Below are 23,165 nucleotides of genomic sequence, written 5' to 3' on the forward strand. Positions count from 1 at the left end.
TCACATGTCCTCGGCGAGGACCCGTTCCATCGTGCGCTCGGCGAGCGCGGTGATGGTGACGAACGGGTTCACGCCGATGTTGCCGGGCACCAGCGAACCGTCCGTGATGTACAGCTTCGAATACCCCTTCACCCGGCCGTAGTTGTCGGTCGCCTTGCCCAACACGCAGCCGCCCAGCGGGTGGTAGCAGAAGTCGTCCGCGAACTCCTTGCTGGGCGTGCCGAACAGGTCGGAGCGGTAGATCGTCGCGTTGGCCGAGTTGATCCGGTCGAACAGCTTCTTGGCCATGGCGACCGAGACCGCGCTCTGGGCCGCGGTCCAGCCCAGCTTCACCGTGCCGCTCGCCGAGTCGTAGGTGAACGAGGCCCGTTGGGGGTTCTTGGTGATCGCCAGATAGAGGCTCACCCAGGTCTCGAACCCGATGGGCAGCGGGGCGATCTCCGCGAAGACCGGGTTGTCGGTATTGGACCAGTCGTCGATTCCCATGACCGGCATGGTCGCCTGGTTGGCCCCGGTGGTGTCCCAGATGTGGTTGGCGCGGCCCACCATGGTGTTGCCGTTGGGACCCCAGCCCGCCCCGACCGTGGCGTCCAGCGCGGGCAGCGTGCCGGTGTCCCGGGCGCGGACGAGGAGTTCGGTGGTGCCGAGGCTGCCGCCGCCGAGGAACAGATAGGTGCAGCCGTACTGCTTGGTCTCGACGACCGCGCCGGTGTTGTCGATCCGGTCGACGGTCAGCAGGTACGACCCGTCGCTCGCCCGCGTGACGGCCTTCACCTTCTCCATGGTGTGGATGGTGACCTTGCCGGTGCCGAGCGCCGAGGCGAGGTAGGTCTTGTCGAGGCTCTTCTTGCCGTAGTTGTTGCCGTAGATGACCTCCTGGGCGAGCGCGGACTTGGTGGCGGTGCCGGCCGCCTCCTGCTGCATGTACCCGAAGTCGTAGACGTTGGGCACGAAGGTGGTCGTCAGGCCGGTGTTCGTGGCGGCCTTCCGTGAGGTGCGGGTGAACTGGTACCACTCGGTCGACTCGAACCAGGTCGGGTCGACGGTGTTGACGCCGAGCATGGTGCGGGCGCGCGGGAAGTACGTGTTGTACATCGCGGTGGCGTCCACGGTGGGGAACTGCTCGGTGAAGTACGACTGGCGCGGGGTGACCGCCATCCCGCCGTTGACCAGCGAGCCGCCGCCGACGCCCCGGCCGACGTAGACGGACATGTTGTCGTAGTGCACACGGTCCAGGACGCCCGGGTACGGGGTGATGTCCTTGTTGACGACGTCCAGCCAGAGGAAGCTCGCGAGCGGGGCCTCGGTGCGGGTCTTGAACCACATCGACCGCTGGTCCGGGTTGGCGGTGTTGCAGAAGATCTTGCCGTCGGAGCCGGGGGTGTTCCAGAGCCTGCCCATCTCCAGGACGAGGGTGGTGATGCCGGCCTGGCCGAGGCGGAGGGCGGCGACCGCGCCGCCGTAGCCGGAGCCGACGACGATCGCGGGGGCGGTTTCGACGGCCGCGGGTTCGACCGCCTGCGCCGACTGGAGGCCGATTCGGGTGAGACCGGCCGCTGCGGCGGTCTGGAGGGCGATCATGCCCAGTATTTGACGTCTCGTCAGCTGATGCTGCGTCAGTTTTGCTGTCATGCGCGCAGCATGTGCGGATTATTCGGTTCCGCCTAGTCCCCGGTCTGCAACAAGGTTTTCAACTTCTCCGCGAGAAGGTCCCAGCGCCACTTCTCCTCGACCCACTGGCGGCCCCGTTCGCCCATGTTCCGGCGCAGCTCCGGGTCCCCGAGCAGCGCCACGATCCGGTCGGCGGCCTCCTCCGGGGACCCGCCCCGCACGACCCACCCGGTCTCGCCGTCGAGCACCGCGTCGGGCGCGCCGCCGGAGTCACCGGCGACGACGGGCAGCCCGGTGGCCGACGCCTCCAGGTAGACGATGCCGAGCCCCTCGACGTCGAGCCCGCCGCGCCGGGTCCGGCACGGCATCGCGAAGACGTCGCCCGCGCCGTAGTGCGCGGGCAGTTCGGCCCAGGGCACGGCACCCGTGAAGCGCACGGAGTCGCCGACGCCCGTCTCCCGCACCAGCCGGCGCAGCTCCTTCTCGTACGGCCCGCCACCCACGATCAGAAGCACGGCGTCGGGCTGCCGGGCCAGGATGCGCGGCATGGCGAGGATCAGCGTGTCCTGCCCCTTGCGCGGCACGAGCCGCGAGACGCACACGACGACGGGCCGCTCGGTGAGCCCGAGCCTAGCCCGCACCTCGGCGCCACCGGAACCCGGATGGAAGACCTTCTCATCGACACCCGGCGGCAGTTGGACCATCCGCGCCGCCGCCTCCGGACTCAGCGCACCGGCGATCCGCGACCGCGTGTACTCCCCGAGGTAGGTGATCGTGTCGGTGGACTCCCCGATCCGGCCCAGGAGTTGACGCGCGGCGGGCAGCTGCGCCCACCCGGCCTCGTGCCCGTGCGTGGTGGCCACCAGCCGCTCGGCGCCGGCCTTCCGCAGCGCCGGCGCCATCAGCCCGAGCGGCGCCGCCGCCCCGAACCACACCGCCGTACACCCGTGTTCACGCAGCAGCCCGACGGCCCTGCGGGTCGCGGCGGGCGTCGGCAGCAGCATGGTCGTGGAGTCACGTACGACGGTGAAGGGCTGCTCGGCGTCGAAGGCGGCGGTAGCCTCGGCGCCCTCCCGGCCGCGCTTCCAGGTCGAGGCGTAGACGACGAGCCGCTCGGGCTCCAGCCGCAGCGCCATGTTGTGCAGGAAGGCCTGGATGCCCCCGGGCCGGGGCGGAAAGTCGTTGGTCACGATCAGGGTCTTGCGCACGCGGCCGACCTTACCCGGGGTGGGTTCACAGCTCGGCACGGCCGCGCTTCATGGCCATCGCACAGCAGCTCGGGAGAACATGTGGCCCTCACCCGGCAGGCACGGCACGGAACAGGGGCTCAGGTGGAGATCGCGGGCGCGAGACGGCGGCTGGCAGTGCTGCTGGGGACCTGGGGCCTGACCCGGGTCGTTCTGCTGCTGTTCGTCTTCAAGGTGTTCGTGTTCCCCGGCCCGGACGTCACCAGCGATGTGTCGGTGATCTACCAGGGCTGGTACGAGACCCTGCGGCACGGCAGCTTCCCGCTGGACGACGTCACCTGGCAGTACCCGCCCGCCGCCGCACTCCCGATCCTCTCCCCCGCCCTGCTGGGCTTCCTCGACTACGCGTCGGCGTTCTTCGTCCTGGCCTTCCTCGCCGACCTGGCCGTCCTGGCCCTGCTCGTGTACACGGGCCTGCGCCCCGGCCGGACGCTCCGCGGCGCCCGGGTGTGGGTGGCGGGCGTCCCGCTGCTCGGGCCGACCGTGTACGCCCGCTACGACGTGATGGTGACCGCGGTCGCCGTGGCCGCGCTGCTCGCAGGCGCGCGGCACCCGCGGGTGATGGGCGCGCTGGTGGGCTTCGGCGCCCTGCTGAAGGTGTGGCCGGCCCTGCTCCTGCTGGGCGCGGTCAAGCGCCGGGCCTGGGGTGCGGCGGCGGTGACCGTGATCGTGGTCGCCTCCGTCTTCACGGCGTCGATGCCGGGCGCGTTCGCCTTCCTGACCTTCCAGCGCGAGCGGGGCACGGAGGTGGAGTCGCTGGGCTCCCTGGTCTTCCATGTGGCCCGGCACTTCGGCTGGCAGGGCCAGGTGCTCCTCAACTACGGCTCGGTCGAGTTCGTCGGCCCCTACGTCAACTGGGTCAGCACGGCCGCCCTCGGCCTCACCGCGATCGCCTTCGGCTGGATCGTGCTCTGGCGTCTGATGGCGGCCCGCTTCGTCCCGCACACCCTCGCGGACGCGGCCTTCGTGGCGGTGCTGATGTTCACGGTCACCAGCCGCGTCATCAGCCCCCAGTACGTCGTCTGGCTGATCGGCCTCGCGGCCGTCTGCTCCTGCTTCCGGGCCAGCAGGATGAGACTCCCGGTCGGTCTGGTGCTGGCGGCGGCCTTCGTGACGGTCCTGGAGTTCCCCGTCTGGTTCGCCGACGTGGTCGCCAGCGACAACCTCGGCATCGTCCTCCTGCTCCTCCGCAACGGCCTGCTCGTCGCGGCGGCACTCACCGCCGCCCGGGAACTGTGGCGGGCCTCGGTCACCTGGGCGGACGTCCCCCCGCTCCCGAGTCAGGCCACACGCTCGAAGGCGACCTCGGCCTCCTCCTGACGTCGGGACGCCCGCCGGAACAGCACCGCCACCACCCCGCACTGCACTGCCATCGAGAGCGCCGTCGCCAGACACACACCGGGCAGTCCGAGCCCCGACAGGCCGTACGCCAAGGGGAGTTGGACCGCCGTACCGAGCACGGTGACCCGGAGCAGCGCCGGTGCTCCCCCGCTCCCCTCGAAGACCCCGCCGAGCGCGATGAAGCAGGCCATCAGCAGCAGGTAGGGGCCGACGCAGCGCAGGAACAGGGCACCCTCGTGGGCGACCTGGGGCCCGGTACCGAAGGCGGCCATGATCCAGGGGGCGGCGACGCAGAGCAGGACGGCCGCCACCGCGCCGACCGTGCCGGACACGAGCACCGCCTGCCGTCCGACCTCCCGCCTCGCGTCCTTCCCCGTCCCCCGCAGGTGCGCGGTGTGGACGGCGGCGGCCTGCCGCACGGAGTAGAAGGCCATCGTCGCGACGTACAGAACCTTGTAGCCGATGGCGTACGCGGCCACGGCCGACACCCCGAGCCGCGCCACGATCGCGACCAGCACCAGCGAGCCGCCCTGCCGCACGGTGAAGTCGGCGGACATGGGAAGGCCGGTGGTGAACGTGCGGCGCAGGGCGGCGGGGACGGACTCGGCAGGGACGGCCGCCGTCCGCAACACGGCGTTGCGGCGCAACGCGCGCAGCCCCACCCCCAGCGCGAACACCCGGCACAGCACCGTCGAGGCGGCGGCGCCCCGGACGCCGTAGAGGTGGATGAGGAACGGGTCGCAGACCAGGATCAGGCCGTTGGCCAGGAGGGCCAGGCGCATCGGGGTCCTGGTGTCGCCGGTGCCCTTGAGGATGCCGTCGACGAGTTGCTGGGCGTAGAAGACGGCGATGCCCGGCAAGGAGATCGTGAAGTAGGCGACGGCGAGCGGGAGTTCGGGGCCGGTGCCGCCGAGGAGCAGGCGGGACAGCGGTTCACGGAACAGGAAGCAGACCGCGACGACCACCGGGGTGACCAGGGCGCACAGGGCCCAGCCACCCCGTACCGCCGAGCGCAGCGCGGCCGGGTCGCGGGCTCCCCTCGCATGGGCGACCAGCACGGTCGTACCGGAGGCGAAGACCAGGGCGACGCCCAGCAGCACGTTCTCGGTGCTGGTCGCGACGGCCACCGCGGCGACGGCCGGGCCGCCGAGCCGGGCGACCCAGACGGTGTTGATGATCCCGGCGGCGACGGAGGCGAGGAGCGAGAGGTAGACGGGGTGGGCGAGCGATATGAGCTGCCGACGATGAGCGTTCATGGACCACTCCCTCGATACGAGCTACCTCTAAACGAGGTAGCTCGATAAGAGGTACCATGGCGCCATCGCGCCCGCAAGGAGGACACATGCTGGAGCTCTCGATCCTGGGCTTCCTCGCCGAACAGCCGCTCCACGGCTATGAGTTGAAGGAGCGGATCAAGGCGCTCAGCGGTCATGTCCGCCCGGTCAGCGACGGTGCGCTCTACCCGGCGATCACCCGCCTGGTCGCCGCCGGGAAGCTCGACCAGCACACGGAGGACGGCACGAGCGCGGCCCCGCGCCGGGTCCTGTCCCTCACCGAAACGGGCCGCGCGGACCTCCTGGAACGCCTCCGCCACCCCAGACAGACCGAGATCACCGACCACGTCCGCTTCAACACGGTCCTGGCCTTCCTACGGCATCTGCCGGACCGGCGGGAACAGGCGGACGTGCTGCGTCGGCGACTGGAGTTCCTTCAGACCCCGGCGAGCTTCTTCTACCGGGACGGCGAGCCGGTACGCGCCGAGGAGGCCCAGGACCTGTTCCGGCAGGGCATGCTGCGGGTCGCCCGGGCGACGGGCGCGGCCGAGCGGGAGTGGCTCACCGAGGCCATCGACCGGCTGGGTCAGCCGAGTTGAGTCCTGAGGTAGTCCCGCCACTGTGCGGTGAAGTCGTCCAGGCTCACTCCGAGAACCTTCTTCATCGCGCCCTCCACCGCCCCGGCCCGCTTCTTGTGCGCGCCAACGGCCCGGTAGAACTTGCCCAGTTGGGAGACTCCCCACCGGTCCTCGATCATCCGGCAGGCCAGCCAGCCACCCTCGTACGCCTGCGCCAGTTCGCCCGCCTCGCTGCTGAAGCCGAAGTCCTTGTCGGCGGGGAGTGCGGTCGGGAGGTGGCCGTCCTCGACGGCGCGGTAGAGCTCGGGCGCGGCCTGGGCCGGAGTGCGGCCGGTGCCCCGGTAGCCGATCCAGTCGGCGTAGCCCTCCGAGAGCCAGAGGGGGGTCGCGGGGGTGGTGTGGGCGCGGGTGGCGACATGGGTCGTCTCGTGGGTGAGCACCACCTGCTTGCCGACCGAGCCCAGCATGGCGTACGCGTCCGGGTTGACGATGATCCGGTCCGCCGGGGCGTCGCCGGAACCGCCCGCCTCCCCCGTCGTCACCGCGGCGATGCCCCGGTAGGACGCGGCCGGTGCGCCCAGCAGCCCCGCCATGCCGTCCAGGGAACCGGGGACGAGCACGACGACGTGGCGGGGCCAGTCGGTACCCCAGGCGCCCGCCACGGCCGGTACGGCGTGGTCCGCGAGCGCGCGGTACTCGCGCAGGCCCGTGGTGGACTGCCCGACCCCCATGACGAGACTGTGCGCGCCCTTGACGACGCTCACCCTCCCCTGGTCCCACAGCTGCTGGCCCGACTTCTTCGCGGGCTTGTCGGAGGCGACGTACCACTGCCCGTCCGCGGTGAGGCGGAGCGCGAGCGTGCGGCCGACGGTGACGGGTGAGGTGTCGTAGCCCCGGACGCGGTAGCTGAGGTCGGCGTCGGCGGTCGCGGTGGCGCCGGTGCGGTGCAGCGAGGTGAGCCGGTAGGACCAGGACGCCAGCGGTACGGCGCTCAGGTTCTCGTACGCGGTGCGCGCGCCGGTGCGGGCGTACACCGTCCCGTCGTGGTGCAGGACGGCCGCCGCCTGTCCGTCCAGCAGCCGCTGCACCGCCGCCCTCGCGCTGTCCGGCGCCGGCTGCCCGCCGCACGCCACCAGCGAGCCGAACAGCAGACACAGCGCGAGCACTCCGGAGCGCGACGCCCGCCTACGACCAGTCACTTCCCGATCGTACGACCCTTTCGCGCCGGTTCAGACCCTCGTGACCGACGAGACCGGCATCATGCCGACCGGGTCGTAGCGCACCGGCGCGCCGGGATAGGGGGCGTGGATGACCTGGCCGTTGCCCACGTACATCCCGACATGGCTGGCGTCGGAGCGGTAGACGACCAGATCGCCGGGCTGCGCCTGGGAGAGCGGGATCTGGTGGCCGGCGTAGCGCTGTTCCTGCGAGGTGCGCGGGAGGTGGACGCCCGCCCGGGCGTACGACCACTGCATCAGGCCGGAGCAGTCGAAGCCGCCGGGGCCGGTGGCGCCCCAGACGTAGGGCCTGCCGAGTGCGGACTGTGCGGCGGCCACGGCCGCTGCGGCGCGGCCCGAGGACGGGACGCCGGCGCCGAGGTCGGGGATGTCCTGGCGGGAGGAGCGGGAGGCCCGGTCGAAGGCGGCGCGGTCGGCGAGCGGCATCCCGTTGAGGATCTGCCGGGCCTTGGCGAGCTTGCTCTCGACGGTCTTCTTGTGACTGGCGACGGCCTTGCGGCTGCGCTCCAGTTCGGCGAGGTGCCCGGTGGCCTCGCTGCGCTCCTGCGCGAGTTCGCGCATGGCGTCCTGGAGGTCCTTGAGCTCGCCCGCCTGCTCAGTGGTGATGCGGTCGAGGACGGAGGCCTTGTCGAGGTAGTCGGCCGGGTCGTCGGAGAACAGCAGCGCGACGGTGGGGTCGATGCCGCCGGAGCGGTACTGGGCGCCGGCGAGTGAACCCAGCGCGTCCCGCATGGTGTTGATGCGCTGCTGCTGCCGGGCGATCCGGTCCTGGGCGTCGCTGACCTGCCGGTGCAGCTGTCCGGCGCGCTCGTCGGCCTTGTCGTAGGCCTGGGTCGCCTTCTCGGCCTCCTGGTAGAGCCGGTCCACCTCGGCCCGGGCGTCGTCGTGCGGCGCGGCCACCGCGGAGGTGGCCGGAAGGGCGCCGAGCGCCGCGGCGGCGGCGGACATCACACAGACCGCGGCACTGGCGCCTCGGTCGAACCCGGACGGTGCTTGGCGACGACGGGATCCCACGGGAAGCCGCACTCCTTCCGCTGGCGGACACGGACCGCTCCCCCGATGCGGGGAAACGCGCCAGACAGTAGCTCTGTGAGGGGGTGCGGGCCAAAGACCTCCGCGGGCACACAACGCGACGCCCCGCCTATGACGCAGGTCATGGGCGGGGCGCGGGGTCAGCCTGGAGTGTCGTAATTCGCCCGTTCGGGCGGTGCGGAACGACCGGATACGAACGGGATCAGATCCGGACGCCGAACTGGAAGGGCATGTCGGCGATCGACTCGTAGCGCACCACGGCACCGGTGTGCGGGGCGTGCAGCACCTGACCGTTGCCCGCGTAGAGGCCGACGTGGTGGTAGTCGCCGTAGAAGATGACCAGGTCGCCGACCTTGAGGTCGCTCTCGCTGTAGATCCGGGTACCGGCGTTCGCCTGCGCCTCGGAGGTGCGGGGTATGGAGACACCCGCCTGCGCGTAGGCCCACGAGGTCAGGCCGGAGCAGTCGAAGGAGGAGGGACCGGAGGCGCCGTAGACGTACGGGGAGCCGATCACGGACTGGGCGGCGGCGAAGGCCGAGGCGGCGCGGCCGGAGGCGGAACCGGTGTTGCCGAGGTTCACGCGGGAGGTGGAACGGCTGGCGGCGTTGGCCTGCTCCTTGGCGAGGGCCTCCTTCTCCGCCGCCGTCAGGGTGTTGAGCAGCTTCTGGGCCGTGGCCAGCTTGGCCTTGACCTCGTCCTTCTTCTTCTTGAGTTCGGTGCGGGTGGCGGAGAGGTCCTTGAGCTTGGTGCTCGCCTCCGCGCGCTCCTGGGCGAGTTCGCGCTGCTTGCTCTGGATCTTCGTGAGCGCCTCGACCTGCTGAGCGCTCAACTGGTCCATGGTGGACGCCTTGTCGAGGTAGTCGCTCGGGTCCGAGGAGAGGAAGAGCTGGATCGACGGGTCGATGCCACCGGTGCGGTACTGGGCGCTGGCCATCGTGCCGAGGCCGTCCCGGAGCTTGTTGAGCTCCTCCTGACCGCGGGCCACGTTGTCCTGGATGGTGGAGATCTCCTTCTGGAGCTTCTCCTGCTTCTCCTGGGCCCCGTCGAGCTTCTCGGTGGCCTGCTCGGCCTGCTCGTAGAGGGCGTCGACCTTCGCCTTGACCTCGTCCTTGCTGGGCTTCTCGCTCGGCGCGGCATTGGCTGCCTGAGCGCTGAAGGCAACGGCGGCTGCGGCTGCGGTGGTCAGCACAGTGACGCGCGTGCGGCTCGGCTGCTTCGGTCGACGATGGGACGCCACGGAGTCGAGCTCCTTCTATTGAGTGATCACCCGTTCGGAGGTTCGAGGCACGACCCTAGTGACGTTTCTGTGATCAGTTCAAATCCTCACACGAAAAAATGCCGTCACTCAAAGCATTCTTTGCACATAACCAACATGCAGTGATGGCCGATTGACGCTACGTTGCGTGACCGATCGGTCAATTCCGGCATTAAACCTGTACGTTGACCTTCACGACAGTCGCTTGAGGAGTACCGCAGAAGCGACGGGCCGCGCACCCACCTTCGCGATGCCGTCGGCCACCTCGCGGTCGGTCGAGGCCACGATGACCGGCCGGCCCGGCGGCTCGGCGCGCACCAGCTGACGGATCAACTCGTCGGCGGTGACACCCGGTTTGGAGAACAGCACCCGCACTCCGCGCGGCGGCGCAAGCAGCACCGGAGCGGCCAGCTCGGCCCCGTCGAAGACACAGGTGACCTCGGCGCCGGTCTGGGCGGCCAGCTGGGAGAGCTGCCCCAGCAGCCTCAACCGCTGCTTCTCCAGGGGCATTTGGGGATAGCCGGTCTTCGTGACGTTGTAGCCGTCGACCACCAGATGGGCCTGGGGCAGCGCGAGCAACTGGTCGAGGATCGCGGGATCGTTCTCGGACAGCGCCCGCGCCGCGATGTCTTTGGGGGTCATTCGTCCCGGTTCGACCGCGTCGACGGTCTCGGCGGGCCGTACGGAGACGGGCGGCAGCGCCAGTTCCCTGCGCAGCCCCTGGGTCGCCTCCAGCACGGTGTCGAGCAGCAGCCGTACCCGCATGTCCTCGACGCTGCGCCCCTCCCGGGCCGCCTTGCGGGTGGCCTCCAGGGCCGCCTCCGCCTCGGCGAGCCGGGCCTTGAGCCGCCGGGTCTCGACCTCGCCCGCGGAGAGCTGGGCCTGCCCCTCGGCGCGCGCGGCGTCCGTCTCGGCCCGCAGCTTGCGCAGAGCGGCCTCACCGCGCTTGATGTCGCTGTGCGCGGAACGCAACTTGCGGTGAAGCGATTCCACTTCCTTCTTCGCCGCGTCCAGCTCGGTGCGCAGCCGCTCGGTCTCGGTCCGGGTGGCATCCCGCGCCTGCGCCAACTCCTCGCGCAGCCGCTCCAGTTCGGCCCGGTTCTCCTCGTCTGCACGCTCGGCGTCGGCGCGCAGCGCCTCCTCGCCGGCGGCGGTCACCAGTTTGACCCAGCCGGTGGGGCGCAGAACATAGGCCGCGGCCGCCACGTCGAGCGGATCCGCGGCCGGGGGCGGCGAGCCGGAGTCGAGCGCGCCGGTGAGCTCCGGCTGGGTCTCTCTCAGCTTCTCCCCGATACGCTGCCGGAACAGCGGATCGGTCTCCAGCGCGGCGGCCATGGCGTTGCCGGCGAACTTGGCGCGCCGGTTGGGGGCGAAGCGGGCGTACTGTCGTAGCTGCGCGGGCAGTTCGCCGACGGTGAGCCCACCGAAGCCGTCCGACACAATCTGTACGACTCTTCTCCGCACGCCGTCGGGCAGCGGACGGTCGAGCACCTCGGCGGCGCCGTCGCCCGGCCCCCCGCCCGAGTTCTCCACCATCCCTCACACCCCAATACGTGTGCGGGGCCGCTCCCTCTCAGGAGCCGGCGCCCGGCCTGTCCACGAGTTCCACCTGATCCACGGCGTTGCACCAGCGGCAGCGCACCGACTCGATGGTCTCACTGACCACCTCGCGCTCCTCCACCTTCGGCTCACCCGCCAGGTCCAGGTGGAGGTACTCCACGACCTTCGACGAACGCGTCACGTCGAAGCGCGTGAGGTTGCCGCAGAGGGTGCAGCGCCACCGCGTCGAGGCGGTCGGCAGGGGTACCGTCATCGTGGCTGTCCGCTTCCTTCTTGTTCCAGTTTCCGTGATCGCCGGTTTCCCCGGCGAGTGTGGCTCGTAACCCTACGGCCTGGCGGGTACTCGCCGCTCGGCCGTCCGCAGCGGCGAGGCACTCCGCCCCGGTACGTCCTGTTGCGCCATGCTCTGTATCCATGATCAGCAACTGGGGAACAGCGGCCGTCAGAGCCCTCCGGAACACCTCGGCACCGATGACATACGCCCTGATCGCCCTGTGCTGCCTGATCTTCGTTCTCGGCCCGGCCTCGGGTTTCGTCCCGTCCTACGGCACCGGAGACGCGCTGCTCGCCGCCCAGCGGGCGTACTTCCACCGCTGGGGAGTGGTACCGGCCGACCTGTTCGCCAGCCCCACCCGGGAGGCCCTGACCCCCGTCACGGCCCTGTTCGTCCACGGCAGCTGGATCCACCTCCTCGGCAACATGCTCTTCCTCTACGTCTTCGGGGCGATGACCGAGGAACGGCTGGGACGAGTCGAATTCATCCTGTTCTACGTGGTCTGCGGCTATCTGGCGCTGCTGGGCTACGCGCTGGCCAACGCCGGCTCCGCACAGTCCCTTGTCGGCGCGTCCGGGGCGATCTCGGCGGTCCTCGGGGCGTTCCTGTACCTCTTCCCCCGGGCCCGCGTGACGAGCCTCCTCCCCTTCCTCTTCTTTCTGCCGCTGCGCTTCCCCGCGTGGGTCGTACTCCCGTTCTGGGCGGCCCTCCAGTGGCTGGCGGCGGGCCAGGCCGCCCAGGGACCGGGGGTGGCGTACCTCGCCCACCTGGTGGGCTTCACGCTGGGCTTCGGCTACGCGTGGGCCAGATTCGGCCGTACCACTAGAGTGAAGGCCGCCCCAGCAACGGTCCCCGAGGGAGAGAACCAGCCGTGATCACCGCGATCGTCCTCATCAAGACCAGCGTGGACCGGATTCCGGAGATCGCCGAGTCGATCGCCGCGCTCGAATCCGTGAGCGAGGTCTTCTCCGTCACCGGTACGTACGACTTGATCGCGATGGTGCGGGTCCGGCAGCACGAGGACCTCGCGGAGGTCATCCCCGGCCGGATCAGCAAGATCCCCGGAGTGGAGGGGACGGACACGCACGTGGCGTTCCGGACGTACTCCCAGCATGATCTCGAAGCCGCGTTCGCGATCGGGCTGGACTCCTAGCGCGCGTTCAGCCGCTTCCACAGAGTGACCAGCGCGCCCCAGTTCACGACCTCCCAGGCCGGTATCTCGGTGCGGTGCGGGTCACCGTGCCCGTCCCTGCCCCGCAGGACGAGCCGGACGTCCCGGGGCCGCAGCCACCAGGACGCCGGCACGGGAAAGTCCGGCAGGCCGACGGCGGGATACGGCTCCCGCATCTCGGCCCAGCGGTAGGGGGAGCAGCCCGCCCGGTACGAACACCCCGTGCGCGTCCGCCGTGAGCGGGCCGAAGGTGACCTGCCGGCCCTTCCCGATCCGGTCGAGCAGCGCCGGTGCCCGGGCCTCGGCCACCCGCTTGCGGATGTGCTCGGCGGCGGACCGGATCCGCAGGTTCTCGAAGGGCTCGACGACCATCGGTCCCAGCACGGTCCGCCGCTCGTCGAGCAGGAAGCCCTGTTCCGTCCCGTCGCCGAACCGCAGCAGGTGCCGGTGGGCCAGGGTGTACCGGGCCCTGTCTCCCTGCTCGTTGGTCGTGACGATCACGTCGACGGTGGAGCGCCAGCGCGTCACGTCGGCCCATCGACGGACCTGCGCACCGGACCCGAGGACGAGCCCCTCCTCGTAGAGGTGGACGCGCTTCCCGCCGAGGAGACTCGGCGCACGCCGTACGACCGCGTCGCCCAGCGGCTCGCCAAGCCCCTCGGCCGCCGCCGCTCCACTCACCCCGGATGGAATCCCCACCCTTGGACGGTCACACGGCCGGCACGCAACGGCCGTCCTGCGTACGGTAGTTCCACTTGGCGCCGACGGTCACGAGTTCCCGTACGGCCGTCACGAAGCGCTCGATGTGCTCGTCCGGGGTGCCCGCGCCGAAGCTCACGCGGATCGCGTTGAGGGACTTCTCGCCCGGGGCGGCCTCGGGGGCGCCGCACTCGCCCTGGGTCTGCGGGTCGCTGCCGAGCAGGGTGCGGACGAGGGGGTGGGCGCAGAAGAGGCCGTCGCGGACGCCGATGCCGTACTCGGCGGAGAGGGCGGCGGCGAAGTGCGAGCTGTTCCAGCCCTCGACGACGAAGGAGATGACGCCGACGCGCGGGGCGTCGTCACCGAAGAGGGACAGGACACGGACCGCCGGGACCTCGGCCAGACCCGCCCGCACCTTCTCGATCAGGTACTGCTCGCGGGCGACCAGTGTGTCGAAGCCGGCCTCGGTGAGCGCCCTGCAGGCCGACGCGATGGAGTAGGCGCCGATGACGTTCGGGGAGCCGGCCTCGTGCCGGGCGGCGCTGTCGTGCCACTCGACGTCCACTCCCCCGTCCTCTCGCCGGGTGACCTTGCGGCTGGCGCCGCCGCCGGCGAGGTAGGGGTCGGCCGCCCGGAGCCAGTCGGCGCGGCCGGCGAGGACGCCGGAGCCGAAGGGGGCGTAGAGCTTGTGGCCGGAGAAGGCGATCCAGTCGACGTCGAGGTCCTGGACGGACACCGGGTGGTGCGGGGCGAGCTGGGCGGCGTCCAGGACGATCCGGGCGCCGTGGGCGTGCGCGGCGGTGGCGAGTTCGCGGACCGGCCACAGCTCGCCGGTGACGTTCGAGGCGCCGGTGACACAGACCAGGGCCGGGCCCTGCGGGTCCCGGGCGGCGAGGGCCCGCTCCAGGGTCTCGACGGCCTGGGCCGGGGTGCGCGGAGCGTTGAGGTAGGTGACCCGGGCGTCCTTCCAGGGCAGCAGGGACGCGTGGTGCTCGGTCTCGAAGACGAAGACCTGGCAGCCGGCGGGGAGGGCGGCGGCGAGAAGGTTGAGGGAGTCGGTCGTCGAGCGGGTGAAGATCAGCTGGTCGTCGGCGCGGCAGTCGAGGAACTCGGAGACGGTCTTCCGCGCGTTCTCGAAGAGGTCCGTCGACAGCTGGGAGAGGTAGCCGGCGCCGCGGTGGACGCTGCCGTAGTACGGGGCGTAGGCCGCCACGTCGTCCCAGACGCGCTGCAGGGCCGGGGCGCTGGCCGCGTAGTCGAGCGCCGCGTAGGTGACCTCGCCGCCCGTGACGAGCGGGACGGTGACATCCCGGCCGAGAACGGGCAGCTGGGCACAAATGGTCTGAACGGCGGCAGTGGTGGAGACAGACATGGCGAACTCCTGTGAGAGGCAAGGCGGAACCACCGTGCGAGCGGGCAGGGCTCAAGCACGGACAGGGTGAAAGGGGGTGTGCGGAGGCGGGGCTCGGCGCCCTATCGCATTCGCTTGCTCACAGAGGGCTCCCTCGATGACCAGGACCCCTGGTGTCTTTCGAGGGGCCCGCGCTTGCCGCAGACCTCGCTGCCTACGGCCTGGTCTTCACCCGGGGCACCCCGCCACGGACGGAGGGTTGCCGGACAGTCGGCCGGGGCCTCATGACTGTCACTCATGACCTGGTCGGAAAACTTACGTGAGGTGATCGTCGTCCCGCAACCCGTGTCCGGATCGCGGGACGACGACCGCCGTACGGCTACGCGTTGGTGGCCGCCGCCCAGCGCTCCAGAGTCCGCTTGGCCGCCCCCGAGTCGATCGACTCCGCGGCCTTCTCCATCCCGCCCCGGATCCGGTCCGCCAACGGCCCGTCCCCCCGCTCCAGCGCCACCAGGGCAGCCGCCGAGTTCAGGAGTACGGCGTCGCGCACCGGGCCCGTCTCGCCGTCCAGGAGGCGGCGGGCGACACCGGCGTTGTAGTCGGGGTCGGCACCGCGCAGCGCCTCGATGGGGACCAGCCGGAGGCCGACGTCCCTGGGGTCGAAGGCCTCCTCGGTGACCTTGCCGTCGCGGACGATCCACACCCGGGAGGTGGCCGTGGTCGTCAGCTCGTCGAGGCCGTCGTCGCCGCGGAACACCAGCGCGGACGAACCGCGTTCGGCGAGCACGCCGGCGATGAGCCCGGCCATGCGGGTGTCGAAGCAGCCGACCGCCGAGGTGGTGACGCGGGCCGGGTTGGTGAGCGGGCCCAGGAGGTTGAACGCGGTCGGAATCCCCAGGGCACCGCGGACCGCGCCGGCGAACCGCATCGCGGGGTGGAACTTGGCCGCGAAGCAGAAGGTGATCCCGGCCTCCGCCGCCACCCGCGCCACCTGCTCGGTCGGCAGGTTCAGATTGATGCCGAGCTTCTCCAGCACGTCGGAGGAGCCGCTCGCCGAGGACGCGGCCCGGTTGCCGTGCTTGACGACCTTCGCACCGGTACCGGCGATCACGATCGCGGACATCGTCGAGATGTTGACCGTCTTGGCCCGGTCGCCACCCGTACCGACGATGTCGACCGCCGGCCCCGGGATGTCCAGCGGCTTGGCGTGGGCGTACATCGCCTCGACCAGACCGGTGATCTCCTCGACCGTCTCGCCCTTGGCCCGCAGCGCCACCAGGAAGCCCGCGATCTGCGCGTCCGCGGCCTCACCGCTCATGATGCGGTCCATCGCCCACGCCGTGCCGTCGGAGTCCAGGTCCTGGCCGGCCAGCAGCGCGCTCAGTACGTCGGGCCAGGAACGGGCCGCCGCGGTGTCGCCTCCAGCGGGGGTCACAGCGCTCATACGGCCGCTCCTGGGTGTCGTAGAAAAATGGTTCAACGATGTGTCCCCACCCTATCCAGCGCGGGACACGGCGAAGGGCCCCGTCCGGTGTTCGGACGGGGCCCTTCGACTGTGGCGTGGCGACGCCTCAGCGATCAGTGGTGGCCGTGGCCGCTCGTGATCTCCTTGTACTCCTCGACGGTGGGCTTGGCGATCTGGGACTCCTCGCCGTAGTACGCCTCGCTCAGCTTGGCGCGCAGCTTCTCGGAGCCCTTGACCTTGCGCTCGACACCGTTCTCGTCGACCGTCGCGCCGATCGCGGCCGGCTCGTACTGCTGGTGCGCGGTGAGCGTGTGCAGCGCGTCCTGGCTGAGCGGCTCGTGGATCTCGACGAACTCACCGTGCGGCAGGCGCTTGATGATGCCGGACTCGCGGCCGTGCAGCACCTTGTCCTTGTCGCGGCGCTGGAGGCCGAGGCAGATCCGCTTGGTGGCGACGAAGACGAGCACCGGCACCACGAAGAAGGCGACACGCACGAACCAGGTGATCGAGTTGATCGACAGGTGGAAGTGCGTGGCCCAGATGTCGTTGCCGCCACCGACGAGCAGGACGAAGTACCACGAGATCCACGCGGCACCGAAGGCCGTACGGGTCGGGACGTTGCGCGGGCGGTCCAGGATGTGGTGCTCGCTCTTGTCGCCGGTGACCCAGGACTCGATGAACGGGTAGACCGCGATGGCGACCAGGACCAGCGGGAAGACGATCAGCGGGATGAACACGCCCAGGACGAGCGTGTGACCCCAGAAGTTGATCTCCCAGCCCGGCATGAAACGGATCAGGCCCTCGGAGAAGCCCATGTACCAGTCGGGCTGGGCGCCCGTGGACACCATGTCCGGACGGTAGGGGCCCATGGCCCAGATCGGGTTGATCGAGGCGATCGCCGCGACGGCCGCGATGACACCGAAGACCAGGAAGAAGAAGCCTCCGGCCTTGGCCATGTAGACCGGCAGCAGCGGCATGCCGACGACGTTGTTGTTCGTCTTTCCGGGGCCCGCGAACTGCGTGTGCTTGTGGTAGAAGACCAGGATCAGGTGGCCGACCACCAGACCGAGCATGATGCCCGGCAGCAGCAGGATGTGGATCGAGTAGAACCGCGCGACGAAGTCGCCGCCCGGGAACTCTCCGCCGAAGAGGAAGAACGACAGGTACGTGCCGACGATCGGCACGGACAGGACCGCGCCCTCCATGAAGCGGACACCGGTGCCGGAGAGCAGGTCGTCCGGGAGCGAGTAACCGGTGAAGCCGGTGAACATGCCCAGGACGAACAGCAGGAAGCCGAACAGCCAGTTGACCTCACGCGGCTTGCGGAACGCGCCCGTGAAGAACACGCGCATCATGTGCACGAACATGGCGGCGAGGAAGATCAGCGCCGCCCAGTGGTGGATCTGACGGATCAGCAGACCGCCGCGCACATCGAAGGAGATGTGCATCGTCGAGTTGAACGCCTCCGACATCAGCTGCCCCTGGAGCGGGACATAGCTGCCGTGGTACGTCACCTCGTTCATCGACGGGTGGAAGAACAGCGTCAGATACACACCCGTGAGGATGATGATGATGAAGCTGTAGAGGCAGACCTCACCCAGCATGAACGACCAGTGGTCGGGGAAGATCTTGCGCATGTTGGACTTGGCCAGGGAGTAGATCCCGAGGCGTCCGTCCGCCCAGTCGGCGACACGCTCGCCGGCCGGTGCTTTGTCGCGCCGCTCACCCGCCGCGGCAGTGGCTGATGTGTGCGTCTCGTTGGTGCTCATCCGCGCTCCCAGAATGCAGGACCGACGGGCTCCTCGAAGTCGCCGAGCGCTTCGAGGTAACCCTCGTCGCTCACGCCGATGCGCAGCTGCGGCAGGGCGTGACCGGCCGGGCCGAAGATCACTCGGGCACCGTCGGAGAGGTCGAAGGTGGACTGGTGGCACGGGCACAGCACGTGGTGCGTCTGCTGCTCGTACAGGGAGATCGGGCAGCCCACGTGGGTGCAGATCTTCGAGAAGGCCACGATGCCCTCGTGCGCCCACTCCAGCTCGCGCTTGTCCTTGATGTTGTCCGGCTGCAGCCGGACGATCATCAGCGCCGCCTTGGCGATCTCGGTCTGGAACTCCTCGTCGGTCTCCTCCAGGCCCTCGGGCTTGGCGAAGGTGAGCGAGCCGACGGCCACGTCCGAGGGACGCAGCGGCAGGTTCGTGTTCATGTTGACGAGCAGCTTGCCCTTTGACCACAGCGTGTGGCGGAGCTTCGTCCCCGGCAGCGGGCCCAGGTCGCGCAGCAGCATGACGCCGGAGAGCGGGAACAGGGCCAGCGCGCCGAACATCGTGTTGCGGATCAGCTTGCGACGGCCGAGCGCGGACTCCTTGGCACCCTGCTTGAAGTCGGCCAGAACCTTGGCCTTGACCTCGGGGGGCGCCTCGATCGCGTGCCGCTCGTCGGCGATCTCCACGTCGGACATCAGGGTGCGGGCCCAGTGGACCGCGCCCGCGCCGATGGTGAAGAGCGCTCCGCCGAGGGTCAGGCCCAGCGCGAAGTTGAGCGCGCTGATGTGACCGATCGGGAAGACGAAGATCGACTTGTCGGCCGGGATCGCCACGTACGAGGCGATGAAGCCGACCGTGAGGAGCATCGACAGCGTGAACAGGAAGGCGACGACGCGCTCGGACCGCTTGGCGGCCCGCTCGTCGATGTCCTGGACACGGTGCTCGTGCGGCGGCAGTCCCGGGTCGGCGAACGGGTCCTGCTCGTCCGCGACCGACACCGCGCCGTGCGCGTCCTGCTCAGCGGGCAGGTTCTCTTCTGGAATGTCTTGGCTACTCATGACTTCTTGGCCTTTGCGGTCCGAGCGGCGACCCAGACGGCTACCGCGATCAGCGCGCCCAGACCGAAGATCCAGGCGAAGAGACCCTCACTGACCGGACCGAGACCGCCCAGCTCAAGACCGCCGGGGCTCTCGGTGTTGTCGCCGTTGACCGCGTTGAGGTACGCGATGATGTCCTTCTTGTTCTTCGACGACAGCGTGGTGTCGGGGAAGGAGGGCATGTTCTGCGGGCCGGTCTGCATGGCCTCGTAGATGTGCTTCGGGGCAACGCCTTCGAGGCTCGGCGCGAACTTGCCGTGCGTCAGCGCGCCGCCCTTGCCGGTGAAGTTGTGGCACTGGGCGCAGTTGGTGCGGAACAGCTCGCCACCCTTGGCGATGTCCGCCCCCTCCGGCCCGTACTCGTTCTTCGTCGGGATGGCCGGGCCGGCGCCCAGCGAGGCGATGTACGCCGCGAGCTGGTCGATCTCGGCCTGGGAGTAGATGACCTTCTTGGCCGGGATCTGGGCGCCCGGCTGCTGGGCCGGCATACGGCCGGTGCCCACCTGGAAGTCGACCGCCGCGGCGCCGACGCCCACGAGGCTCGGCCCGTCGGAGGAGCCCTGACCGCCGGTGCCGTGGCAGCTGGCGCAACCGACGGCGAAGAGCTTCTTGCCCTCGTCGATGGAGAGGGACTGAGCTGACTCGTCGGCCTGCGCCTTGCCCGCGGGCGCGAGCAGGCTGAATGCCCCCCCGGCTGCCGCCAGCGCGAGGAGTAGTACGACGACCGCCGCCAGCGGATGGCGTCGTCGTGTGGAGAGCTTTTTCACGGATTACCCCGGTGTCAGGATCTTCTGCGTCGATGCTTCTGGAATGTGCGCTTCTTGGCCGCGCGCGGAATCGGGCCCGACTACTTGATCAAGTAGATCGTGGCGAAGAGGCCGATCCAGACGACATCGACGAAGTGCCAGTAGTAGGACACGACGATGGCCGCGGTCGCCTGTTCGTGGGTGAACCTCTTCGCCGCGTAGGTGCGGCCGAGGACGAACAGGAAGGCGATGAGGCCGCCCGTCACGTGCATGCCGTGGAAGCCGGTGGTCAGGTAGAACACCGAGCCGTACGGGTCGGAGGACAGCGACAGGCCGTCCTTCTTCACCAGCTCCGTGTACTCGAAGATCTGACCGCCGATGAAGATCGCACCCATCACGAACGTGATGATGAACCAGCCCCGGAGCTTCTTCACGTCCCCGCGCTCGGCGGCGAAGACGCCGAGCTGGCAGGTGAGGGAGGAGAGCACCAGGATCGTGGTGTTGGTCGCGGAGAACGGAAGGTTGAGATGGCTCGCCATCTCCTTCCAGTGATCCGGACCGGTCACCGATCGCAGGGTGAAGTACATCGCGAAGAGGGCCGCGAAGAACATCAGCTCGGAACTCAGCCAGATGATGGTTCCGACGCTGGTGAGGTTCGGCCGGTTGACCGACGGGTGCGCGTGCCCGGTTTCTACTGTCGTTGCTGTCGCCACGACCGACATTATGTCGGTCCCTTATCCCGCCCTCACTCCGGGGGGTGCCGTTCGGAGTGTTCGCAGTGTGTGTACTGCCCGTATGGCCCATCGCAGGGCTGTTCCAACAGGTGTTGACGGGGTGTTCAAGGGAGTAGCATCCGCGCAACGGACCTTGGAACGGACCTCCGGAGGAAGCATGCAGCCGACCGCCACGGTGCTGGTCTACAGCGACGACTCCAACACCCGCGAGCAAGTCCGGCTGGCCGCCGGGCGCCGGCCGGCTCCGGACGCACCGTTGGTCGAGTTCCTGGAGTGCGCGACGCAGGCGGCGGTCGTGAAGGAACTGGACCGGGGCGGGATCGATGTCTGCGTCTTCGACGGTGAGTCCGCGCCGATGGGGGGCATGGGCCTGTGCCGTCAGGTGAAGGACGAGATCTTCAACTGCCCGCCTGTGCTGGTCCTCATCGGGCGGCCCCAGGATGCGTGGCTGGCTACGTGGAGCCGTGCGGACGCGGCTGTGACGTTGCCTGTCGACCCTGTCGAGTTCGCTTCTGCTCTGGCCTCTCTGTTGCGTGAGAAGCGGGCTTTGAGCGCCTAGTGGTTCGGGGCGCGAGGTGTGTGGCGACTGCGGACCGGCTGCGACTGGCCGCGCCCGCGCGGCGGAGCCGCAAATGTCACAGCCCCGCGCCCCTGGGTGGGCAACCTCTGGGTGGGTCACACCGACTCGGGGCGAAGCCTCGCCGCGTCTTCCGGCCTGGGGCCGTCCGGTGTTCCCCCGACCAGCGCGCTGCCGCCCCGCCACTTCTTCCAGCCCAGGTTCCAGTCGCCGAAGCCGTTGCCGAAGGGTTCCATGTCGTCGCCGTTGGAGTTGACGACCTTGACCACATCGCCCTCGTGGATGGTGTCGAAGAACCACTCGGCGTTACTGGTGCTCATGCCGGTGCAGCCGTGGCTGACGTTCTCGGAGCCCTGGGAGCCCACGGACCAGGGGGCGGCGTGGACGTACTCGCCGCTCCAGGTGACGCGGGTGGCGTAGTACACGGGCAGGTCGTACGAGTCCGAGGAGCCCTCGGAGATGCCGACGGTGGTACCGCGCATCCGTACGAAGTACTCCTTGCCCAGTACGACCTTGACGCCGTTTCGGGTCTCGAAACCGGGCTTGCCGGTGGTGACGGGGATCTCGTTGATCTCCTCGCCGTTCTTGTAGACCGTCATCTCGTGGGACGCGGCATCCGTCACGGCGACGATCTTGTCACCGGTGGTGAGTTTCAGCCCCTTTGACCTGCCGCCCCACAGGCGGTCGCTGATCTTCACGCCGTCGAGGTCGCTGTGGACCTGGATGGTGGCGTGGGCGGGCCAGTAATCCTTGGGGCGGTAGTGGAGCTCCTTGTCGTCCACCCAGTGCCAGGCGCCCTCCACAGCGGGCACGGAGTCCACCCTGAGGGCGCGCTCCACGACGGCCCGCTGCGCCTTGTCCTTGACGGGCTTGTTCAGCTGGGCGGTGACCGGCTGGCCGACGCCGTAGGTGCCGGCGTCCGGACCGAACTTCACGGTCAGGCTCTTCTTGGTGGTCGGCTTGGTGGTGTCGAAGGTGAGGACCTTGCGGCCGGGGGCGCCGTCCTCGTCCTCCGTGCTCACCCGCACCGTGTAGTGGGCGTTGGCGGCCAGCGGAGAGGTACTGCGCCAGCGGGTGCCGTCGGCGTTGAGTTCGCCCGTGACATAGCGCCCCGTGGCGTCCGTGGCCGTGACGTCCGTGATCCGCCCGTCGTCACCGGAAGCGGTGACCTCCAGGGGCTTGTCGGGGTCGGCCTTCTTGCCCTTGCCGGACGGACCGTTGAAGGAGATCTGCCCCGCCGCGTCGTACGGCTTGTCCGACAGCGGGTTGCCGCCGCCGGACCCGCAGGCGGTGACGCCCGCGCCGAGGGAGATCACCAGCAGGGTGCAGCTGACGACGGTGCGGATGCGCGGAGAGTGGTTCATGAGCCGAGGCTATGAAGGTTCGTCAGCGGCGGCGCGGTGGGTCACTCGGACGAGGGACCAGTGGTGCGGCAAAAGCACGAGCCCGGACCCTCCTGACGGAGTGTCCGGGCTCGTGGGCGTTCCGTGTGTGCTACTGCGTGCGGTTCTCACCGCGGTAGTACTCGAAGACCCAGCCGAACAGGCCGAGCATGATGAGCGGCGCCGAGAAGTACAGCAGCCACCAACCGATGGCCACGCCGAGGAAGGCCAGCGCGCCACCGATGCCGAGGGCGAGGGGCTGCCAGCTGTGCGGGCTGAAGAAGCCCACCTCGCCGGCCTCGTCCGCGACGTCGGCCTCTTTGTTGTCCTGCGCCAGCGTGTCGATCCGCCGGGCCGTGAAGCCCAGGTAGAAGCCGACCATGATGCACAGGCCGAAGGCCATGAAGAGGGCCGTGGTACCGGCCGCCTCCTTGGACCAGACGCCGTAGACGATCGCCGTGGCGAGCACGAAGATGCTCAGCCACATGAACATCCTGCCCTGGACCTTCACTTGCCCGCCTCCTTGCCGCCGGCGAGGGCCTTGTCACCGTGATGCGCGTTCTCGAGCTGGTCGAGAGCAGCGATCTCGGGGTGGTGGAGGTCGAACGCCGGGGATTCGCTGCGGATCCGCGGCAGGGTGAGGAAGTTGTGCCGCGGCGGCGGGCAGGATGTCGCCCATTCGAGCGAGCGGCCGTAGCCCCACGGGTCGTCGACCTCGACCTTCTTGCCGTACTTGGCCGTCTTCCACACGTTGTAGAGGAACGGCAGGA

22 protein-coding genes, 1 pseudogene and 1 riboswitch are annotated in these 23,165 nt (G+C 69.6%); of the genes and pseudogenes, 5 read left to right on the forward strand and 18 right to left on the reverse strand.

The features are described 5' to 3' along the window. Both AB0I51_RS38170 and AB0I51_RS38175 read right to left on the reverse strand, forming a co-directional pair. The gene (locus tag AB0I51_RS38170; RefSeq protein WP_362982998.1) at positions 1-1,581 is read right to left on the reverse strand and encodes a GMC oxidoreductase; all 1,581 of its coding nucleotides are present in this window, start codon (positions 1,579-1,581) and stop codon (positions 1-3) included. 83 nt (positions 1,582-1,664) lie between these two features. Continuing rightward, the gene (locus AB0I51_RS38175; protein ID WP_362982976.1) at positions 1,665-2,819 is read right to left on the reverse strand and encodes a glycosyltransferase family 4 protein; all 1,155 of its coding nucleotides are present in this window, start codon (positions 2,817-2,819) and stop codon (positions 1,665-1,667) included. Between the two features lie 123 nt (positions 2,820-2,942). Between AB0I51_RS38175 and AB0I51_RS38180 the strand changes: the two genes are divergently transcribed. Further along, positions 2,943-4,178, forward strand: a complete 1,236-nt coding sequence (locus AB0I51_RS38180) for a glycosyltransferase 87 family protein (RefSeq protein WP_362982999.1) — start codon at positions 2,943-2,945, stop codon at positions 4,176-4,178. Here the strand turns inward: AB0I51_RS38180 and AB0I51_RS38185 are convergent. Then, positions 4,139-5,455: an MATE family efflux transporter gene (locus tag AB0I51_RS38185; RefSeq protein ID WP_362982977.1), complete on the reverse strand. Its 1,317-nt coding sequence runs from the start codon at positions 5,453-5,455 to the stop codon at positions 4,139-4,141. The genes AB0I51_RS38180 and AB0I51_RS38185 overlap by 40 nt on opposite strands. An 86-nt stretch (positions 5,456-5,541) precedes the next feature. Between AB0I51_RS38185 and AB0I51_RS38190 the strand changes: the two genes are divergently transcribed. Continuing rightward, complete coding sequence (locus AB0I51_RS38190; RefSeq protein ID WP_362982978.1) at positions 5,542-6,072, forward strand: PadR family transcriptional regulator; 531 nt, start codon at positions 5,542-5,544, stop codon at positions 6,070-6,072. Here the strand turns inward: AB0I51_RS38190 and AB0I51_RS38195 are convergent. The 5 genes from AB0I51_RS38195 to AB0I51_RS38215 all read right to left on the reverse strand — a co-directional run bounded on the left by AB0I51_RS38195 (position 6,060) and on the right by AB0I51_RS38215 (position 11,389). Continuing rightward, positions 6,060-7,250 (reverse strand): hypothetical protein, encoded by a 1,191-nt coding sequence (locus AB0I51_RS38195; RefSeq protein ID WP_362982979.1) that lies wholly within the window; start codon positions 7,248-7,250, stop codon positions 6,060-6,062. The two genes, AB0I51_RS38190 and AB0I51_RS38195, sit on opposite strands and share 13 nt — an antisense overlap. Positions 7,251-7,280: 30 nt before the next feature. Next, on the reverse strand, positions 7,281-8,303 hold the full coding sequence (locus tag AB0I51_RS38200) for an NlpC/P60 family protein (RefSeq protein ID WP_362982980.1): 1,023 nt from the start codon (positions 8,301-8,303) through the stop codon (positions 7,281-7,283). Positions 8,304-8,523: 220 nt separating this feature from the next. Beyond that, positions 8,524-9,558 carry an NlpC/P60 family protein gene (locus AB0I51_RS38205; protein ID WP_362982981.1) on the reverse strand — a complete coding sequence of 345 codons (1,035 nt, stop codon included), beginning with the start codon at positions 9,556-9,558 and terminating at the stop codon, positions 8,524-8,526. A 210-nt stretch (positions 9,559-9,768) separates the two neighbouring features. After that, complete coding sequence (locus AB0I51_RS38210) at positions 9,769-11,112, reverse strand: NYN domain-containing protein (protein ID WP_362982982.1); 1,344 nt, start codon at positions 11,110-11,112, stop codon at positions 9,769-9,771. 37 nt (positions 11,113-11,149) lie between these two features. Continuing rightward, on the reverse strand, positions 11,150-11,389 hold the full coding sequence (locus AB0I51_RS38215; protein ID WP_019067815.1) for a hypothetical protein: 240 nt from the start codon (positions 11,387-11,389) through the stop codon (positions 11,150-11,152). Between the two features lie 161 nt (positions 11,390-11,550). On the opposite strand from AB0I51_RS38215, the gene AB0I51_RS38220 reads away from it, so the two are divergent. Together AB0I51_RS38220 and AB0I51_RS38225 are read left to right on the forward strand one after the other, a co-directional pair. Further along, positions 11,551-12,285: a rhomboid family intramembrane serine protease gene (locus tag AB0I51_RS38220; protein WP_362982983.1), complete on the forward strand. Its 735-nt coding sequence runs from the start codon at positions 11,551-11,553 to the stop codon at positions 12,283-12,285. Next, entirely contained in the window at positions 12,282-12,563 is a 282-nt protein-coding gene (locus AB0I51_RS38225) for an Lrp/AsnC ligand binding domain-containing protein (RefSeq protein ID WP_019062383.1), read from the forward strand. Before AB0I51_RS38220 ends, AB0I51_RS38225 begins: the two co-directional genes overlap by 4 nt. An 81-nt stretch (positions 12,564-12,644) precedes the next feature. On the opposite strand, the gene AB0I51_RS38230 is transcribed toward AB0I51_RS38225, so the two are convergent. The 7 genes from AB0I51_RS38230 to AB0I51_RS38260 all read right to left on the reverse strand — a co-directional run bounded on the left by AB0I51_RS38230 (position 12,645) and on the right by AB0I51_RS38260 (position 20,424). Then, the gene (locus AB0I51_RS38230; protein WP_362982984.1) at positions 12,645-13,280 is read right to left on the reverse strand and encodes a hypothetical protein; all 636 of its coding nucleotides are present in this window, start codon (positions 13,278-13,280) and stop codon (positions 12,645-12,647) included. Between the two features lie 10 nt (positions 13,281-13,290). After that, positions 13,291-14,652: an aminotransferase class V-fold PLP-dependent enzyme gene (locus AB0I51_RS38235; RefSeq protein ID WP_362982985.1), complete on the reverse strand. Its 1,362-nt coding sequence runs from the start codon at positions 14,650-14,652 to the stop codon at positions 13,291-13,293. Positions 14,653-14,817: 165 nt separating this feature from the next. Continuing rightward, positions 14,818-14,934, reverse strand: a riboswitch (SAM riboswitch). Positions 14,935-15,010: 76 nt separating this feature from the next. Further along, the gene (trpD, locus tag AB0I51_RS38240; RefSeq protein WP_362982986.1) at positions 15,011-16,075 is read right to left on the reverse strand and encodes an anthranilate phosphoribosyltransferase; all 1,065 of its coding nucleotides are present in this window, start codon (positions 16,073-16,075) and stop codon (positions 15,011-15,013) included. 134 nt (positions 16,076-16,209) lie between these two features. Further along, the gene (locus AB0I51_RS38245; RefSeq protein ID WP_362982987.1) at positions 16,210-17,865 is read right to left on the reverse strand and encodes a ubiquinol-cytochrome c reductase cytochrome b subunit; all 1,656 of its coding nucleotides are present in this window, start codon (positions 17,863-17,865) and stop codon (positions 16,210-16,212) included. Further along, positions 17,862-18,917: a Rieske 2Fe-2S domain-containing protein gene (locus tag AB0I51_RS38250; protein WP_362982988.1), complete on the reverse strand. Its 1,056-nt coding sequence runs from the start codon at positions 18,915-18,917 to the stop codon at positions 17,862-17,864. Before AB0I51_RS38250 ends, AB0I51_RS38245 begins: the two co-directional genes overlap by 4 nt. Further along, complete coding sequence (locus AB0I51_RS38255; protein WP_362982989.1) at positions 18,914-19,723, reverse strand: c-type cytochrome; 810 nt, start codon at positions 19,721-19,723, stop codon at positions 18,914-18,916. The genes AB0I51_RS38250 and AB0I51_RS38255 overlap by 4 nt, the downstream gene beginning before the upstream one ends. Before the next feature lie 80 nt (positions 19,724-19,803). Further along, positions 19,804-20,424: a heme-copper oxidase subunit III gene (locus AB0I51_RS38260; protein WP_019067823.1), complete on the reverse strand. Its 621-nt coding sequence runs from the start codon at positions 20,422-20,424 to the stop codon at positions 19,804-19,806. A gap of 169 nt (positions 20,425-20,593) precedes the next feature. Here AB0I51_RS38260 and AB0I51_RS38265 point away from each other — a divergent pair, with 169 nt between their 5' ends. Then, on the forward strand, positions 20,594-20,995 hold the full coding sequence (locus tag AB0I51_RS38265) for a hypothetical protein (protein WP_362982990.1): 402 nt from the start codon (positions 20,594-20,596) through the stop codon (positions 20,993-20,995). Positions 20,996-21,111: 116 nt separating this feature from the next. Here AB0I51_RS38265 and AB0I51_RS38270 read toward each other — a convergent pair whose 3' ends face one another. The 3 genes and pseudogenes from AB0I51_RS38270 to AB0I51_RS38280 all read right to left on the reverse strand — a co-directional run. Continuing rightward, positions 21,112-22,377, reverse strand: coding sequence for an Ig-like domain-containing protein (locus AB0I51_RS38270; RefSeq protein WP_362982991.1), 1,266 nt, complete (start codon positions 22,375-22,377; stop codon positions 21,112-21,114). A 130-nt stretch (positions 22,378-22,507) separates the two neighbouring features. Further along, the gene (locus tag AB0I51_RS38275; RefSeq protein ID WP_362982992.1) at positions 22,508-22,906 is read right to left on the reverse strand and encodes a cytochrome c oxidase subunit 4; all 399 of its coding nucleotides are present in this window, start codon (positions 22,904-22,906) and stop codon (positions 22,508-22,510) included. Then, positions 22,903-23,165: pseudogene (locus AB0I51_RS38280) on the reverse strand (cytochrome ubiquinol oxidase subunit I); the annotation flags it as partial. The pseudogene AB0I51_RS38280 and the gene AB0I51_RS38275, both read right to left, overlap by 4 nt.

The organism is Streptomyces sp. NPDC050549, from assembly GCF_040655035.1.
Lineage (GTDB): Bacteria > Actinomycetota > Actinomycetes > Streptomycetales > Streptomycetaceae > Streptomyces.

Bases quoted from the DNA above. Each gene is read 5' to 3' on its own strand.
- AB0I51_RS38170 (WP_362982998.1), bottom strand. From the start codon at position 1,581: ATGATCGCCCTCCAGACCGCCGCAGCGGCCGGTCTCACCCGAATCGGC.
- AB0I51_RS38185 (WP_362982977.1), bottom strand. From the start codon at position 5,455: ATGAACGCTCATCGTCGGCAGCTCATATCGCTCGCCCACCCCGTCTAC.
- AB0I51_RS38190 (WP_362982978.1), top strand. From the start codon at position 5,542: ATGCTGGAGCTCTCGATCCTGGGCTTCCTCGCCGAACAGCCGCTCCAC.
- AB0I51_RS38210 (WP_362982982.1), bottom strand. From the start codon at position 11,112: ATGGTGGAGAACTCGGGCGGGGGGCCGGGCGACGGCGCCGCCGAGGTG.
- AB0I51_RS38215 (WP_019067815.1), bottom strand. From the start codon at position 11,389: ATGACGGTACCCCTGCCGACCGCCTCGACGCGGTGGCGCTGCACCCTC.
- AB0I51_RS38220 (WP_362982983.1), top strand. From the start codon at position 11,551: ATGATCAGCAACTGGGGAACAGCGGCCGTCAGAGCCCTCCGGAACACC.
- AB0I51_RS38235 (WP_362982985.1), bottom strand. From the start codon at position 14,652: ATGTCTGTCTCCACCACTGCCGCCGTTCAGACCATTTGTGCCCAGCTG.
- trpD (WP_362982986.1), bottom strand. From the start codon at position 16,075: ATGAGCGCTGTGACCCCCGCTGGAGGCGACACCGCGGCGGCCCGTTCC.
- AB0I51_RS38245 (WP_362982987.1), bottom strand. From the start codon at position 17,865: ATGAGCACCAACGAGACGCACACATCAGCCACTGCCGCGGCGGGTGAG.
- AB0I51_RS38250 (WP_362982988.1), bottom strand. From the start codon at position 18,917: ATGAGTAGCCAAGACATTCCAGAAGAGAACCTGCCCGCTGAGCAGGAC.
- AB0I51_RS38260 (WP_019067823.1), bottom strand. From the start codon at position 20,424: ATGTCGGTCGTGGCGACAGCAACGACAGTAGAAACCGGGCACGCGCAC.
- AB0I51_RS38265 (WP_362982990.1), top strand. From the start codon at position 20,594: ATGCAGCCGACCGCCACGGTGCTGGTCTACAGCGACGACTCCAACACC.
- AB0I51_RS38270 (WP_362982991.1), bottom strand. From the start codon at position 22,377: ATGAACCACTCTCCGCGCATCCGCACCGTCGTCAGCTGCACCCTGCTG.